The organism is Idiomarina aquatica (assembly GCF_004362895.1).
Classification (GTDB): domain Bacteria; phylum Pseudomonadota; class Gammaproteobacteria; order Enterobacterales; family Alteromonadaceae; genus Idiomarina.
In genome coordinates this window covers 1-16,671 of record NZ_SNXI01000031.1, presented here as the reverse complement: position 1 = coordinate 16,671, position 16,671 = coordinate 1, and the positions used below count along the sequence as shown (strand labels likewise).

The 16,671-nt window shown below is 46.6% G+C and carries 15 protein-coding genes; 4 read left to right on the top strand and 11 right to left on the bottom strand.

Annotation, left to right across the window (positions count from 1 at the left end; all coding sequences use genetic code 11):
• Positions 1 to 291: 291 nt before the first annotated feature.
• On the top strand, positions 292 to 468 hold the full coding sequence (locus DEU29_RS14030; RefSeq protein WP_166635925.1) for a hypothetical protein: 177 nt from the start codon (positions 292 to 294) through the stop codon (positions 466 to 468).
• A gap of 237 nt (positions 469 to 705) precedes the next feature.
• Here DEU29_RS14030 and parS read toward each other — a convergent pair whose 3' ends face one another.
• The 9 genes from parS to DEU29_RS13345 form a co-directional block, all read right to left on the bottom strand.
• Positions 706 to 1,155: a type II RES/Xre toxin-antitoxin system antitoxin gene (gene parS / locus DEU29_RS13385; protein ID WP_133540850.1), complete on the bottom strand. Its 450-nt coding sequence runs from the start codon at positions 1,153 to 1,155 to the stop codon at positions 706 to 708.
• An 89-nt stretch (positions 1,156 to 1,244) separates the two neighbouring features.
• Complete coding sequence (locus DEU29_RS13380; protein WP_166635924.1) at positions 1,245 to 3,401, bottom strand: AAA family ATPase; 2,157 nt, start codon at positions 3,399 to 3,401, stop codon at positions 1,245 to 1,247.
• 74 nt (positions 3,402 to 3,475) lie between these two features.
• Positions 3,476 to 3,994 carry a hypothetical protein gene (locus tag DEU29_RS13375; protein WP_133540846.1) on the bottom strand — a complete coding sequence of 173 codons (519 nt, stop codon included), beginning with the start codon at positions 3,992 to 3,994 and terminating at the stop codon, positions 3,476 to 3,478.
• Positions 3,991 to 4,407: a hypothetical protein gene (locus DEU29_RS13370; RefSeq protein ID WP_133540844.1), complete on the bottom strand. Its 417-nt coding sequence runs from the start codon at positions 4,405 to 4,407 to the stop codon at positions 3,991 to 3,993. Before DEU29_RS13370 ends, DEU29_RS13375 begins: the two co-directional genes overlap by 4 nt.
• The gene (locus tag DEU29_RS13365; RefSeq protein WP_133540842.1) at positions 4,404 to 6,488 is read right to left on the bottom strand and encodes an integrase; all 2,085 of its coding nucleotides are present in this window, start codon (positions 6,486 to 6,488) and stop codon (positions 4,404 to 4,406) included. Before DEU29_RS13365 ends, DEU29_RS13370 begins: the two co-directional genes overlap by 4 nt.
• Positions 6,485 to 7,975 carry a site-specific integrase gene (locus tag DEU29_RS13360; RefSeq protein WP_208107650.1) on the bottom strand — a complete coding sequence of 497 codons (1,491 nt, stop codon included), beginning with the start codon at positions 7,973 to 7,975 and terminating at the stop codon, positions 6,485 to 6,487. Before DEU29_RS13360 ends, DEU29_RS13365 begins: the two co-directional genes overlap by 4 nt.
• A gap of 22 nt (positions 7,976 to 7,997) precedes the next feature.
• Positions 7,998 to 9,209, bottom strand: a complete 1,212-nt coding sequence (locus DEU29_RS13355; protein ID WP_133540840.1) for a tyrosine-type recombinase/integrase — start codon at positions 9,207 to 9,209, stop codon at positions 7,998 to 8,000.
• 148 nt (positions 9,210 to 9,357) lie between these two features.
• Positions 9,358 to 9,948 carry a single-stranded DNA-binding protein gene (ssb, locus tag DEU29_RS13350; RefSeq protein ID WP_133540838.1) on the bottom strand — a complete coding sequence of 197 codons (591 nt, stop codon included), beginning with the start codon at positions 9,946 to 9,948 and terminating at the stop codon, positions 9,358 to 9,360.
• Positions 9,949 to 9,991: 43 nt separating this feature from the next.
• Entirely contained in the window at positions 9,992 to 11,371 is a 1,380-nt protein-coding gene (locus DEU29_RS13345; protein WP_133540836.1) for an MFS transporter, read from the bottom strand.
• A 93-nt stretch (positions 11,372 to 11,464) separates the two neighbouring features.
• Between DEU29_RS13345 and uvrA the strand changes: the two genes are divergently transcribed.
• The 3 genes from uvrA to glsA are packed head-to-tail and all read left to right on the top strand — an operon-like array spanning position 11,465 to position 15,659.
• The gene (uvrA, locus tag DEU29_RS13340) at positions 11,465 to 14,290 is read left to right on the top strand and encodes an excinuclease ABC subunit UvrA (RefSeq protein WP_133540833.1); all 2,826 of its coding nucleotides are present in this window, start codon (positions 11,465 to 11,467) and stop codon (positions 14,288 to 14,290) included.
• A 15-nt stretch (positions 14,291 to 14,305) separates the two neighbouring features.
• Positions 14,306 to 14,713 carry an acyl-CoA thioesterase gene (locus tag DEU29_RS13335; protein ID WP_133540831.1) on the top strand — a complete coding sequence of 136 codons (408 nt, stop codon included), beginning with the start codon at positions 14,306 to 14,308 and terminating at the stop codon, positions 14,711 to 14,713.
• A complete protein-coding gene (gene glsA / locus DEU29_RS13330; protein ID WP_133540829.1) occupies positions 14,703 to 15,659 on the top strand; it encodes a glutaminase A in 957 nt (318 codons plus the stop codon). Before DEU29_RS13335 ends, glsA begins: the two co-directional genes overlap by 11 nt.
• On the opposite strand, the gene DEU29_RS13325 is transcribed toward glsA, so the two are convergent.
• The gene (locus tag DEU29_RS13325) at positions 15,660 to 16,439 is read right to left on the bottom strand and encodes a substrate-binding periplasmic protein (RefSeq protein WP_243734618.1); all 780 of its coding nucleotides are present in this window, start codon (positions 16,437 to 16,439) and stop codon (positions 15,660 to 15,662) included.
• Between the two features lie 137 nt (positions 16,440 to 16,576).
• The coding region (locus tag DEU29_RS13320) for a hypothetical protein (protein WP_208107651.1) at positions 16,577 to 16,671 on the bottom strand (95 nt) is incomplete at its 5' end.

Sequence of the window (16,671 nt, the reverse complement as noted above, 5' to 3'; positions counted from 1 at the left end):
TTCGCTGTAACGTTTTTTCATATCGAGATCTCCACTTGACCCATTTTAATGGAAATCTCATCGATTTCATGGTCCTATTTTTGGGGGAGAGGTCAGTTATTCATCGGTTCACCCTCTACCATTTAATCTTCCTCTAATCCAATCGAAGTCACGACTTACCGAAGTCGTAGTAAATTTTGGCATCGCCTTATCAATCGTCTTTAAATTACGTCATATCGTACAATAATAGAACTTCCCGAATCTCACTGTCTATGTATACTAAAAGCTCTAATTTTCAAGGAGGGAAGATTAATGAACCATCAATTTATAAGCAATCAGATCCGTGAACTTAAAGTAGCCCGCTCCACCTGGATTTGGACCTTTAATCGTGCAGGCTCACGCATTCAGGAGATTAATGAGCAGCTACGTCATCTTAACGATGAACTTGAAAACATAAAGCGAAATCGCAGCCAGACTTCTTCATTCTAAAGAGAAGATGTGATCCTTGAGGAAAAAAAATTGCAATATGACAAAGCATTCACCTCTGACTTCCAGTGTAATTAATTATTATTTGAGGAAGGCTAAAACAGTCAAACAGCTCTACGGGGGTTTGAGGAAACTTTCATGGTGACTTTATATAGATGATGGGACATAACGAACCACATTATTCGGAACCTAATGAACTGTTCAGGTATTTTATTTTGCTTAAACGATAAACCCATACCCTTATGAGTAGACTCCATATTCTAGGCGAGTGACCAAGTCCAGCACAGCCACAGCTTCGACGTGACTGCATAACATGTCAATAGGACGTGCATGGCCAAGCCCAGGGACTTTTTTAGTCATCCACTCGACTGCTGCGTTGCGATCGCCCTCAAATAAATCGGTCACGCGGGCAAGTACCTGGATGAGTGTATACAGTCGGTCACTTTCTTTCATTTTGAAGTGACCATCTTTCTTGCGCCGCAGAAAAGTGCTTGGAGCTATACTCAGAGCTTCGAGCATGCTTGCCTGACTTACCCCCATTAGGGACACCATTCTATAAAGCACTTTTACCGGGAGCCCATTGGTTACAAGTTCGCGCAGCTTAGCGTCATCGCTGGGAAGTTCTAGCTTTTCCCAAATAGTTTGACCCGCTGGTAACGGGATGTATTCACGCAACTCCACAACCCCCATCTGAGTAATTAGACACCATACCACTAGAATAGCCCAGTCTAATGTCCAGTGTTCCAGAATAAGCTGCCCTAAAAACCAAAACGAAGTGCCTAGTGTACGTGCTGGATGGCGATTTTAAGCTTTCTGGAAAGATCCACGTTCCGATTTCTCGAAAAGTCTTCAGCTAAAGCTTTAGCTAAAACCCCGGTGTTGCCTAAGATGGTTAGAGACTTTTCAGCTCTTGTTAGTGCGGTATAGAACATGGTTCGATCTAAATTCGGAGCAAAGTCTAACGGCACTATTACATCGCCAAACTGGGATCCCTGACTTTTGTGAATTGTTATTGCATAGGCCAACTTCAACGCATCAATGACCTCAACGGAAATTTCTCTTTCGATCCCATCATCCCATAAGATGCGACCAAAACTGGCGTACTCTGGAGAGTCTTCAGCATCGTTCACCGGCAACATCTTCATAATCTTGTATGCCGCCACGATCTTGCCTACTGACCCGTTCATAATGTTCATGTCATAGAGGTTTTTACAGCACATCACTTTGTCATCGACCCGGAAATCCGTATCCATATATCGATCAAATTCCTCTATGAATATTCGAACCTGCGGGTTGTTATTCGCGGATGCACAAAGTTGGTTCACGCCATCAGCCATTTTATTCGTAGGGCAGATGACTTGCGCAGTGTCATCGGCTTCTTGGTAAAGCTGAGCTGCAAGCTTCTTAATCGCGGTGAAGCCGTTGAGCCTGACATGCTGTACATCGTGGTGTGTAAGATCAGGCATTTGCCCGCATCTCACACTTTGTGCGACTCTGGGTATGTTGGAGTTTTTGCCTTGGCGTCTGACTTCGGTAAGTGTAACTTTTGGCACAAAATCTAAGTCAATTAACTCATGAAATACTAAGCCAAAATCCACCGGTGGCAGTTGGCCAGTATCACCAAGCATAATAATTCTTGCTCGGCTAGGTATTGATTTCAACAATCGATACATACTTGGCAGATCTACCATCGAAGACTCGTCAACAACGATTACCAACTCCATACCTTCGTATTTTTTTGAGTCGAAGACACGAGTAAACCTAGCGATGGTAAAAGACTCATATCCGGTCGCCTCAGTCATGCGCTTAGCAGCTTTGCCGGCCAAGGCGAGTTGGATGGGTATGATGCTCATACTCTGGAATATACGATACAGCACGTCCAATACCGTTGTTTTTCCAACCCCTGCTCCGCCATTGATAATGAAAAATCGGTGTTGATAGGCTTGCATAACGGCCTCCCGTTGCAAAGCTGTCAACCGAAAGCCCTTTTCTAGTTCATAGTCATAAATAATTTCTGAAAGGCTTTCTTCTGTTGTAGAGAGCTGGACAGGAGCCTTAATAAGCTTGGCCAAACGGGTCGCTACAAACGACTCCATAAGGTAAGCGCCATTACTTTGGTAACGATTGTCCTCCAAAAGCACGTAATTTTCACAGTCTCGGTTGCGCTCCAGTGCTTTGGTGACGAGTTCATCTGTCGTGCACGAGTCATTGCCACTATTTTTCAGTAAGCTCCTGAGAGGCTCTGTGAGCTCAAAATGGCTTGCAACAGCGCTACCACCAGCCAGAACTTGATATAACGCCTCCTCGATTGCAGCAGATAGCCTTACGTCGGCATCGATAGCGTGGCTCAACTGGAAAGCCAGCTCATCACATTGAGAAAAGGGTATTCCAAAGGCAAGGAGTCTGTATGGATCTTCCTTAAGTTTATGAATTGTTTCGCTCTGGTAAAACTCAGAAACGCGCAGGGAAGTCGATACTTTAAGTCCCAATGTGTAATTGCAATAACGCATCGCATCAACATTGACATAGGTGCGCCAAGCTTCAACTGCTCTTTGAGCGACTTCAGGGGTCAACTGCTGCTCTAACGCCTTTACATCTCCGTCACTCAGTAAGTCATAGAGTCTCTCACCATAGAACTGCCAAAGTTTTTGAGCTTTGACCGGCCCAATTCCCTTAAATCGTGTACTGCCCCCTAGGAGTTCGACAATCATGTGTCCCTTGGGGCGCAGTATTTCAATTTGATTAGTTGTAACAATTAATCGCTCATGCTTGAGTTGCAGTTGCTTCACGAGCTTAGTTTTAGGGGTAATATCGAGAAGCATTCCGCGTGCAATCGTCGAAACCAAAGCAGTTTGGTCGGGCTCTTCTACCCTTACGACGTAGTGCTGAAGTCGATTTACTTTACGGAGGGTATACTGATCTACTTCCACCCCCATAAAAACTGCACCTCCGTGGCTATGATAAGCATTTCGGGTAACCCGTAATGTCACAGGTGAAGTGAATGTGCCTGTCATCGGGGATAGCGTCCAAATTGGGCTAAATGGTTTTCTCTGATGTCAGCCTGACGAAGCGTAACCTTAGCGTCTTTCAACTCCGCCTTAAGTCCATCAACAGTAGCCGTTAACTCAGCTACCTTGAGTTGCAGATTTCTGATTTCTAAATTTTTTTCCTTAATTTCTTTGTCTGTAGAGGTATAGCGGCTAGTCTGAAGATCATTTGGAGTTCCAGACTTATCCCTGATTTGATATGGAAGTTCCAAGATGATTTTCCGCTGATGCAACTGTTCCGCTTTGCCAAGAACGTAACGCTTTATGTGCTTGTTTTGATATAGGCTGGAGCGAGCTATCTCCAGCTCTCTGGAGACTGCAACTAAGTCGATCGACCCGTTTTCAATGTAATCCAGCCAGGACTCCTCATCGAGTGTCCCCATAAACTCAGCAACTTTTACTAAGTTGGCCTTTCCAGAGGGGTGCATGTTATCCAGATCGAAGTCCGCTAGTTCAACCTCAACATCGAAACTGCCGGTCATTTAAGTTTCCTTCTACGACTTTCAGTCTTCATTGAGTGTGGTACCGGGCTATTAAGTTGCTCGACCGTCAGGTTGGCATTAGTTGCGTTGTACATCCATCGGACGTATTTTTGATCGTACTCTTGCAAGGTCTTTTTCAATCGCGAACATTCAGCCTGGATCTTAGTGAGTTTCGCCTCTAGTTCTTCCACGCGCTTTTCAGATGTAACTTTCGTCTTCGTCGTACTATTAACTTCCTTATAAGCCTCTGCAATTGCGTCCCTTGCAGATAATGCTTGGCGCGTGAAGCCAGTAACTTCCTCCAGTTTGCCCCAAGTTACCTTGCCGTTTTTCGAACGGGATGCCAGAAGGACGATAAGATCGCATATCTCCTTTTCCCGATCTTGAGTTATCCGTGCTTGTTTCGTACTCATATCGCTTTACACTCGTTAGTACCATCAGGGAAGATTTGAACCTTTTCGCCTGGTGCGATGCTTTCATCCTGCTCGATAGCCAAAGCTTTTTCACAGCCCTGCAACAGTTCCTTATGTGATATTAGCCAGTTATTGGCACCGTGATATTCCTCGGCTACAGCATTCTCTGCGGCAAGCACATGTTGGCGTTGTTGATCACGAATTCGAGCTATTTCCTTAATTTCGGAAGGGTTGCCTTTCGTTCGATTATATTCAGAGCACCCTCTCAAGCAGGCGTAGTGCTTACCGCACGGAGAGTCATTGAAGTCATGCTTACAGAGCCCGATAGAAGTTGTCAGCGTAGTCGTTAAGTCCCCGATGGTTTCTAAGGCTTCATCTCGATCAACCAGTGTGAAAAGAATGGTCGCTTCCTTTTGTTGTTCCGCTGAAATTCCTGTCGATGCAATAATTGCATCGGCATGATTCATCACTGTCTGCTCTTTATTCGTGTGGTCGTAGGTCTCGTTATCACCAATGTATTTACGACCAAAATATCGGGCTACCTCAATGTCAGATATGGTCTCGCACAGCTCCAGCATAGTGCTCAGGAAATGCCTAAATTGATGAGATGTCAACCGGACAGGCTTTTCATCATACATTAGGTTATACCTTTCAAAGACGCTTGGCACAGATAGTTCTGGACGACCTGAAAGGTAGTCGGCTAATTGGGTGTGAGTGATAAGCGTGAATTTCCAGAATTCAGTTGCCTTTAAACTATGATGGCGTTGATGCTGAGTAATAAAGAGCATGTCCTCAATCCGCTCTGCCGGAGTATATTGCTTAATTGTTTCCCAGAACGCCGCGACTGACTCACGGGCAAGTGTTGCGGTGTTCTTTTTTAGCTCTGAAGGCTGGAAATGTAATGCATGTCTCTTTATTTCAGGAGTTCCCTTTTTGGGTTTCTTCTTTTCTTGCTTGGTTACCTTAACATTCCATTTCTTTAGGTACGTAATTAAGTTGGATCTGCTTGACCACTCCAATATGCGGAAAGCCTCAGCAACTTCCATTGCATCATCTGCTGGTAATAACGGGAAGAAATCGCATGTCTCGCTACGAAGCTCTCGAATGGTTTTCCTCACTGGCGCTAATTCCTCTAGCGCAGTGTTTAATCCCTTTTTGAGGATTGGCAATAAGCTTTCGGGTATCGTTTTTGAGCGATACCCGCCACCTTTTTTAGCTTTGTAACGAATCTCATGAACTTTAAATATCTCTTGCCTACCAGTTAAAACATTGCGTTCTTCCAGCTCCTTTTCAGAAAGGCAGTCCTTATCAAGAGTTACTACTTCATCAAATCTAAGGCCAGTTGCAAACATGATCTCAGTCATGGCTTGGAAAAGTGCGTCGTCTCCCTTTAAATCGGCATTAGATAAAGTGGCCACAGCAATCAAGCTTTCCTTTTGCGGTAACTTTTTTGCTCTTTCATCAATAGATGCCTGGTCAATTCTTGAATCACTGTTCGTGTGAGTTTCCCCACGCTTCGCGATTTTGCGAAAGGTAATTTTATGCTTCACCAAACCTTTCTGATTTATGAATTTACTAATAGCCTCTAGCTTCTGACCGATGCGATAAAAGGTTGAATCTGCAAGGCGTTCTCTAGCCTCACGCTCTGCTAATTTAAACTCGTGGACTGTTAGCTCCGAAATGCTCTTGTTCGAGGCTGCTAATACATTATCCAGATAACGATAGGCATTTACGACGATCTGTAATGTTCCAACATCCTTACTTGCTTCAATCTGCAAGGACGATACGTGGCATTTAGCCACGTCAGCCAGCCCGGAGTGATGAAATGCAACCATCTCTGAGCGAGGAGTTTTGACGTTGGCTCCCTTCTTATTGTCTCTGTTGAAATAGAGATAGAGCTCGTACCCCGCCTTCCTCGCCTGCGTTTTACATATCCCTTTGACATCCCAGTACACCTGGCTCCAATCCCAACCTTCTTTAGCTTTGAAAGGGGAGTTTTTCTGGTGAAAAGCCACGAGATTGGCAAGGTTAGCATTAGTGTCATCTCCTAACCTTGGAAGTAAAGCAACAGCACTCGTCATATTTCACCCCTTTCCAGCATCTGAACGAATTTGGTTGCCGCTAAAAAGTCTTTATGCTGTAAAATCTCCACTGCGTGACTTTCACCAAACAAGGTATTGGTTTCTTGAACAAGGTGATCTACGACACCTTTATGATCTGCATCTTCAAATGCCTCCAAGGAAGAGCAACCGTAACAACTTAGCGGCGGGTTTAAAGAGCAAGGGGTCGCGCTACCACAGCTTCCAATTAAATGCAGTTTCTGATCTGAAGACGGGGCGAAAATCTGTTGCCCTGCCTGCGACGCATCTTCGGGAGCGACAACTTTCCCTTCAAATGCATCCAACAAATCCGAAGCTTCCGATCGAAGTACGTCATTGAGCTTCCGGGCGATATGATGGGTGTGACGGTAGTAGACTTCTAACTGCTGTAGGTCACTGTGATCCATAAGCTCAGCTACGACTTTGAGCGGAGTTCCTTTCGCTATCAGTTGGGTACAGAATGTCTTTCTCAAACGGCGATTTGTCACCTTAAATTTGAGGCCTAGCGCGATCTCAAATTTCCGCCTTCGTTCCATGTAAATCAAACTTGTCACTCTGGTCTTAGTGGGAATCCTATTTCTTGGAGTCAAAGTGCAAAGCAAGAAATCATCCTCGGTTCTTTTCTTGCCGGAAGCTTCTTCGTAAAGGCTTTTCAGGACTGAAATTAAATTGCTCAAGGAGTGAGTGATGGGGCGTTTTTTGTACTTGTTATTATTCTTGTGGCCGCGCTGCTTAGCACGAGGCAGCAGCAAGTAAGGCTTTCCGTCGTCAGATACGCCCACATGCTTGAATTGAATTTTTATAACTTGAACATCACGAGCTCCTAATACCTGGCCAATTTTCAAACCAACCATTCCTTGCAGTTCAATAATTGAAAGCTGTTCTGGAACTACGTTACCCATTGCATCTTTAAATACTCTCTGCTCACTTATGGTTAGCGGACCTCTATTCGCCATCTCCATAAGGACATCTTTGCCTTTGCCTTCATCCGTACCAAATTTCAATGTATCCAAATAAAGATCGAAAAAATCTTCATCAAAAAATGGAAGCTGTTCTTCTACACACCAGCCGTATATCAGCCTTATAGCTGACTTACTACTGCTACCGATGTCGCTCTCCATTATTTGTCGCACCTGATTTTCTAAACTCTCCGACACAGCTTCCTGACTGGAATTTTCATTAAACTTAAAACGTTTCATCAACTGGTGCTGGACATAAAGGCTTTCGTTAGAATATTTCTTGCAAGCATAGGAAATCCAGGCTTTAAAGTGCTCTCGCAGATACGGGTCGATATGTTCGAAGTTTAAAAGACGCCGTTCCGGTATGAGCTGACACTTATTCAGAGTAAGGTCTAATCGCTGACCGGTCTCAGTGATCGGGTATGGGTCATAGACGATCTCTTCATCGATAGACTCAAAAGAGGCCTTTAACAGCTTGGCTTCGCTAACAGTTACATTGAGGTTCATCATAAGGCGCTTCCTTCGCTAAATATCACATCGGTGACGTCATTATTGCAGTTTCACTGGCTTCAAGCTCTTCATGGTATTTGCTTAGCGTTTCAACGCATTGCTCCATAGTGGCTAATTTTTCGTACTGGTCGCTCATGTTTGAAGTTGGAGTCCATCCGCCAATAGTATTCTTGATCTTCTTTTTTTGAGTATCACTGTAGCCCTCTCGGTACATCATGCGGTCAAGATTTTCGAAGAACGTATGGCGGAGACGGTGAGGCCCAAACTTTTCTAGTCCCGGAATTCGCTTCTTAATAGTCTCAAAAATTCCATTCAGAGCTGATGTCGAAAGTGGGAGGTATGGAAACTTGCTAGCCAATATTAAAAATGGTTTTTGCTTTCTTGCAGCTTGAGGTTGGCTGCGAATAACCTTGTACTCTTCAATTAGTTCTGCCAAATCATTTGATATAGGAATTATCCTGCCGCGAGTCTTTTCATGAGGAATATCAGTGCGGGGGTCCTCATACTTTACGTTCTCCATTGTCCTAATATAGGGTCTTTCCCCAGGAGCGAGTTTAGACGTTCGACAGTTTTCAATAGTAAGTGATAATAATTCACCCTTGCGAATTCCAGTCTCATAAAGGAGTCTAATAATCAGTTTGTTGCGTAAAGCAGTCCGGCTAGTCCAGCCAAAATATTGTGGGTTTGAAAGTCCTTTATAAAGAGTTGCTTGCATTAATGGCGATAAACCTTGAACATCGGATGAAGCTGAGACTCTTCGTTTTCGTCGTTTCAGGCGACTTCTCACCCTCCTAGATAGCACCTCAATGTTTCGAATCATCGGATCGCCAGCACGACGTTTCCCAATGGCGCGACCACTCAAAAAGTCAAAATAGTTGACGCAGGCATCAATTCGCTGGTTGAAATATTCGGGGTCGACAACTTTTGGAACAATGGGCGTTACCACGCTTTGCTTTTCTGAATAACGTTCAAGGTGACGAAGTAAGGAAGTAAATAATTCCCCCCCATTTAGTCCACTTAGGGAGACTTCAGTCTCCAGATCGATACCTAGCTGAGCTGCCCAAGTTTCAATATGTATAATGTGGCGAGTAATATTTTCTTGAGTGCTGTCGGCATGACCACTTAACTCAACGAGTGTGTATCGACATATTTTGTCGATCGGGACGCCTTCGCTGTCGATCACCAGACAGCCAGTTTCGTTGACACCATCCTTTCTCACTTTCCGGATCTGCATGCTGCACCAATCTTTACACTATTGATTTGGTACATTTATAGGTTAGAAAAATTTCCACGTCAATTGAAATTTACAACCATAATTAAAAAAAGCCCTGTAGACACAGAGCTTTATTAATAAATAGCTTTACACTTCAAAGGTTGGCGAACTAGAAGGGTATATCATCGTCAAAATCTGACGAGCTGGGATCAAACGGCGCCGGCTGCTGAGGCTGTTGTTGAGGGCGCTGCTGCGGACTCGGCTGACCACCGCTGGTATTCGGGTTACCTTGTTGAGGCTGCTGCGGTTGCTGGTTCTGCTGCGCTGGCTGTTGGTAGCCCTGGTTAAAGCCTTGGTTGCCACCCTGGTTCATCGGCTGGCCCATGTTTTGATTTTGGTTTTGGCCCATGCCACCGCCGCCACGCGAATCCAGCATTTGCATTTCGTTGATGACGATTTCAGTGGTATAACGGTCTTGCCCGTCCTGACCTTGCCATTTACGCGTCTGCAAGCGGCCTTCGACGTAGACTTTAGAGCCCTTTTTAAGGTATTCACCAGCAATTTCAGCCAGGCGTCGATAGGCGACACAACGGTGCCATTCGGTCTGTTCACGCGGTTCGCCGGTTTGCTTGTCTTTCCAGCTTTCGCTGGTTGCAATGGATAAGTTGGCAATAGCGGTACTATTCTGGGTATAACGAATTTCCGGATCGGCACCTAAGTTACCGATAAGTATTACTTTATTGACACCGCGACTGGCCATGTTGCACTCCTGTTTAATTCCGTAACGTATTGAAAATTATAATTTAGTTTGTTGTTTGATACTGCTGCAAGAGACCTTGCACGGTCTTCTCATCATACTGCTTTTTATCGACTTTTAAATAACTAATTTCGTCATCCGGCGCGTAACGTACTTCCTCGACACCAGTAACCTCGGCAAGCGCCTGATTAAGGCCATTTCGCTGGCTACCGTTAACCGCCTGCAGATTAATCGTGACATTGGTTACCGGCTTAGGATTGGCCATCCATAACGTCGAAAACAGCCACAAGCCTAGTAGTGCCAGCGAAAAGATACCTAACCCCAGCGACTGATAATACTGTAAGACCCAGCCACCAACACTACCGCCAACAAAAGCCCCCAAAAACTGACAGGTTGCGTAAATACCACTGGCACTGCCTTTACTACCAGCCGGCGCGACACGCGTTAACAGTGACGGCAGCGAGGCCTCGAGATAATTAAAACCGGCAAAAAATATCAGTAGTGCCACCGCTAAACTCAGACCCGAGTGGCCAAAGACATCGCCAACAAATACGCCGCTGCATAGCATAATTAATGCTATCCGAAACCAGAACACTTGGTTATCTGTGCGTGAGCTGCGAATAATCATCGGCACCATTACGGCAATAGACAGCACGATAGCCGGCAAATAAAACCAGGCATGAGTCGAGGTCGCAAAACCGGCACTTTCCAGCTGCGTGGGTAAGGTGATAAACCACGCCGTAAGCACTGCATGCAATACAAAGACCCCGATATTGAGTTGCCATAGCTGCGTATGTTTTAGCAATGATTTTAGTTCCGACGCGACCGGCAGTGCGTCACGCCTTGCACTTTGCGTCTGCGCCTTAGGTACGCTGAGCAATAAAATCACAATACCCATCACGCCGGTACCGGCGGTAAACCAAAACAATCCGGATAAACCCAACGCGCCGCCTAACAGCGGCCCTGCCACCATTGCCGTTGCAAAGGCAAGTCCGATACACATGCCAATAACCGCCATGACCTTAGTGCGCTGTTGGTCACGCGATATATCTGCCGCTAATGCCAGAATTGCCGCAGCTACTGCGCCCAGCCCCTGAACTGCCCGACCAATCGCTATACCCACCAGTGTGTCTGCCATAGCAGCTACCACGCTACCAATAATAAACACCAACAAGCCCAAAACGATAACCGGACGGCGCCCGATGCGATCAGACAACATGCCCATTGGAATTTGCAATAGCGCCTGGGTTAACCCGTAGGCCCCCAACGTAAAGCCCATAAGTGCCGCACTGTAATCCGGGTATTCGCGCGCGTAGATCGCCAGCACCGGCATGATCAAAAACAGCCCCAGCATCCGTATTCCAAAGACTGATGCCAGCGCCAGCGCCGCTCTTTTTTCGGTATGATTAAGTGTTTGTTGTGACATGAACCACAGTTACTAAATTCTTCAATGATGACATTGTACCAGAAGCGGTCGGGTGTGCGATAATGATGTCAGAAAGCCAACAGGAAGCGATGAATGGATAGTATAGAAGTACGCGGAGCAAGAACGCACAATTTAAAGAACTTTAACCTTTCTATTCCACGCGACAAGCTGGTTGTGATCACTGGTTTGTCCGGTTCGGGTAAGTCGTCGCTGGCATTTGATACCTTGTACGCTGAAGGTCAACGCCGGTATGTTGAGTCGTTGTCAGCATATGCGCGGCAGTTTCTGTCACTAATGGAAAAGCCCGATGTCGACTCAATTGAAGGGTTATCACCTGCGATCTCGATTGAACAAAAGTCGACGTCACATAATCCCCGTTCAACGGTCGGCACCATTACCGAGATTTACGACTACCTGCGACTATTGTTTGCCCGGGTTGGTGAACCCCGTTGCCCTACTCACGACGTACCATTAGCAGCACAAACCGTGTCGCAGATGGTGGATAACGTGTTGTCAGCTCCGGAAGGTGCCAAACTTATGCTGCTGGCACCAATTATCCAAAACCGTAAGGGCGAACATATTAAGGTACTGGAGAACCTCGCGTTGCAAGGGTTCATTCGCGCCCGTATCGATGGTGAAATTTGCGACTTAAGCGATCCGCCGCCGTTAGAGCTGCAGAAAAAGCACACCATAGAAGTGGTTGTTGACCGCTTTAAAGTACGTGAAGGCCTGGAACAACGCCTGGCGGAGTCATTCGAGACCGCGCTGGAATTAAGCGGCGGTACCGCATTAGTCGCACCGATGGAAGGCGATGACGACGAGATGGTATTTTCGGCTAACTTCGCCTGCCCACATTGTGGTTTTAGTATGCAGGAGCTTGAGCCACGCTTGTTCTCGTTTAACAACCCTGCCGGCGCATGTAATACCTGTGACGGTTTAGGTGTAGAACAGTTTTTTGATCCGGCAAAAGTTATTACCAATGCGGAGCTATCGCTATCGGGCGGCGCGATCCGTGGTTGGGACAAACGTAACTTCTACTACTATCAAATGCTGCAGTCGTTAGCCAAACATTACGATTTTAAGCTGGCAACGGCGTTCCAGGATTTATCCGAACAGCTGCGGCATAAAATACTCTTTGGTAGTGGCCAGGAACAAATCAAATTCACCTATGTTAATGATCGTGGTGACAAGGTGGTGCGCGAACACCCGTTCGAGGGAATTATCCCCAACATGCAGCGCCGCTACCGTGAAACAGAGTCACAAGCAGTTCGCGAAGACTTAGCCAAATACATCGCCATGCAGCCATGCAAAAGCTGCCATGGCACTCGCTTGCGTCCGGAAGCTCGCCACGTCTTTGTAGAAAACACCACGCTGCCCCAGGTTGCCGAGCGCTCCATTGGCGATGCGTTGGAATTTTTCCAATCGCTGAGCCTGGAAGGTCAGCGGGCACAAATTGCAGAAAAGATTTTAAAAGAAATTAACGATCGTCTGCGCTTTCTGGTTAACGTGGGCCTTAACTACCTGAGTCTGTCCCGTAGTGCAGAAACACTGTCAGGTGGTGAAGCCCAGCGTATTCGGCTGGCCAGCCAAATCGGTGCAGGGTTAGTTGGTGTAATGTATGTGTTGGATGAGCCGAGTATTGGCCTGCACCAACGCGATAACGAGCGCTTACTGAATACCCTGACTCATCTGCGCGACCTTGGGAATACGGTAATTGTGGTTGAACACGACGAAGATGCGATTCGTCAGGCCGATCATGTTATCGATATTGGTCCGGGTGCGGGCGTACACGGCGGCGAAATCATTGCTCAGGGTAACGTTGACGACATTATCGCCAGTGAGAACTCACTTACCGGCGATTATTTGTCAGGTAAAAAAGAAATTGAAGTGCCTGCTGAGCGCTTTAAAGTCGATAAGCGTCGATTGACGATAAAAAATGCCACCGGTAATAACCTTAAGGGCGTTGATTTTGAGCTACCCATTGGCGTCATGACCTGTGTTACCGGCGTGTCCGGTTCAGGCAAGTCGACATTAGTAAATGACACACTGTTCCATATTGCCCATCACGAATTAAATAAGGCAACAACCGGCGAGCCAGCGCCTTACCAAAGCGTCGACGGTTTACAGTATTTGGACAAAGTAGTCGACATAGACCAAAGCCCCATCGGCCGTACGCCACGTTCTAATCCGGCGACCTATACCGGTATTTTCACACCAATCCGTGAATTATTTGCCGGCGTGCCTGAGGCGCGTGCCCGCGGTTACAAACCCGGTCGCTTTAGCTTTAACGTGCGCGGCGGGCGCTGCGAAGCCTGTCAGGGCGATGGCGTTATCAAGGTCGAGATGCACTTTTTACCGGATGTTTACGTGCCTTGTGATATTTGTAAGGGCAAACGCTACAACCGCGAGACGCTGGATATTCAGTATAAGGGTAAGAATATTAACGAAGTGCTGGATATGACCATCGAAGAAGCACGGGAATTCTTCGACCCTATCCCTGCTATTGCGCGCAAGCTGCAAACGCTTATGGATGTTGGTTTATCTTACGTTCGACTTGGTCAGTCGGCGACAACACTGTCAGGCGGTGAGGCGCAACGAGTCAAGTTGTCACGTGAGCTGTCTAAGCGGGATACCGGCAAAACATTGTATATACTAGACGAGCCAACTACCGGCCTGCACTTTCATGACATTAAGCAGCTACTGGCGGTGATTCATCGCTTGCGTGACCACGGTAATACGGTGGTTGTTATCGAACACAACCTGGATGTTATTAAAACCGCCGACTGGATTATCGACTTAGGCCCGGAAGGTGGCTCAGGTGGTGGCGAAATCATTGCGCAGGGAACACCAGAGCAAATTTGCGAGGTAGAACGTTCGCACACCGCGCGTTTTTTAAAACCGATGTTATCTAAAACCTAACTGACAGGGACGACGATGTTAGAAGAGCAGTTTAAAGTACGTTTTTATGAAACAGACGCCTTAGGCCACGTTAATAATACGGTAGTGCCCATGTGGATAGAAACGGGTCGCCTGCCGATTTTTGAGTTTTTTGGCGAGATGTCACCAGAAACACAAAGTTTGATCGTCGCGCGGCTTGAAGTTGATTACGCACGGCCTATATTTTTTGGTAGCAATGTAACCGTTAAAACCTACGTTAGCCGCTTGGGTGGTTCATCATTTGATATCTCGACAGAGATTTGGCAAAAAGGCGAGCTGTGTGCGAAAGGCAAAACTATTTTGGTTTATTTTGACTTTAAAGAGCAAAAGTCTATACCGTTAACTGACGGCCTGCGCAGCCGTTTAGTAACTCTCACACATCCGGAGCATCCTCTTGACGCGTGAATTAGTCAGTGGTGGTCAACACATCCATGCACCTGACGACCTTAACCGGTTGTTACAGGACATTTATGACGAGGCCATGACGATAACGTCGGGTAAGGTCGCTGACTATATCCCGGCGCTTGCTGAAGTTAACCCTGACTACTGCGCTTTAACACTGGCAACGCTGGACGGCGAAGTATTTAATGTCGGTGATACCAAAGAACACTTCTCGATTCAGTCCGTGTCTAAGATTTTTGGCCTAATGTTGGCGATGGAGCGACTCGGGGACGACCTCTGGCAACGAGTTAAAATGGAGCCGTCTGGTCAGGCCTTCAACTCTATTGTACAGCTGGAATGGGAACAGGGTATTCCGCGTAATCCAATGATCAATGCCGGGGCGATCCTCGTCAGCGATGTGTTGGTCAGCCATTACTCGGCCAGTAAAAACGCTGTTTTGAGTCTGGTTCGTAGCTTATGCGGTAACGACAAGATCTATGCGGATCACGATGTCCACCTGTCAGAAAAGGAACACGGGCACCGCAATGCAGCACTGGCTCACCTTATGAAAAGTTTCGATAACATCGAGTCTGATGTCGATGAGTTACTGGATCATTATTTTTGGCAGTGTGCGATAACCATGACTGGCGAGAACCTCGCCCGCTCGTTCACTTTTTTGGCAAACGACGGTGTTTGTCCTTTCTCAAAAAAAGAAATCATGTCTAAGCGCGACTCGCAGCGTATTAACGCACTGTTATCGACCAGTGGTATGTACGACCAAAGTGGTGAGTTTGCCTTTACCGTTGGTGTTCCTGCCAAAAGCGGCGTGGGCGGCGGTATTGTTGCGATAGTACCCGACTTCGGCGTGATATCAGCGTGGAGCCCACGCCTGAATGATTATGGTAACAGCGCGCGTGGTATGTTTATGGTGCGCGAACTAGCTAACCGTCTCGGCCTGAGTGTTTACTAGCTAACGTCGGTAAATTTGGAATCGTTGTAAATTAAAGCGGGCAAATAACGTATCAAGACGCCCATCTCTGGCCAAATCCCTTAATAACCGCTGCATCTCGTCCCGACTAATATTTTTGTTAGGCGCGATTAAGACGCTCATCTCGTACTCGTATTCGATCTGCTCAGATACGAATAACTGATCGAGGTAATTTACCGATGCATTGCGCAAGGCACTTAGTAGTTCGTCGTTTAACACCGCGGCATCAATACGGCCTCCCAACAACATACGCACATTAGTAATGCGCGAGTCAGCCAAATAGATATCGTAGCGCTCTGCAACCTCCGCCGAGTCCAATATTTCGCCCGCCATAAGATAATGATAGCCGCGAACACCACCTAGTGTTTTACCTTTTAAGTTGTCAAAAAAGGCCTGGGTACGGCCAGCAACCTTTTTGGTGACCAATCTCTCTCTACCTTTGAGTAACGGCAAAGTAGAAGCGATATCAAGCGCACGCTCTTGCCAACCCCATATGGGAGATTCGAATAGGATCACATCGCAACAACCATTTTCGGAAAGAGCCTGATAACGGCCATTGGGCGGAATAGCCTGAATAACAAACTCGTAGCTACTTTGGGACGTATTTAATAAGTCTACTAACTCAGTAGTTACGTCAGTCTCTAGCGTGTCTGAGAAAAATGGAGGGAAATCATAAGCAGCAACGTACACCGGCTGCTGCGCAGCGGCAGCTCCTGATAGCGCCGAAAGAAATAATGTTGCTGTTAATATAAGTCGTTTCACGGTACATCAATGAATTGCAAAGACGCACCCATAATACTTAAGCCAGCGCGAAGCGCAAGCGTGGGCCTAACGAAAAAACCCGGCCGAAGCCGGGTTTTTGACTAGCTGTAGCTTGCGCCTTCGGCGCAAGATACGTCTTAGTCGATGATCTTAGATACAACACCTGCACCTACAGTACGACCACCTTCACGGATTGCGAAACGCAAACCTTCGTCCATTGCGATTGGAGCAA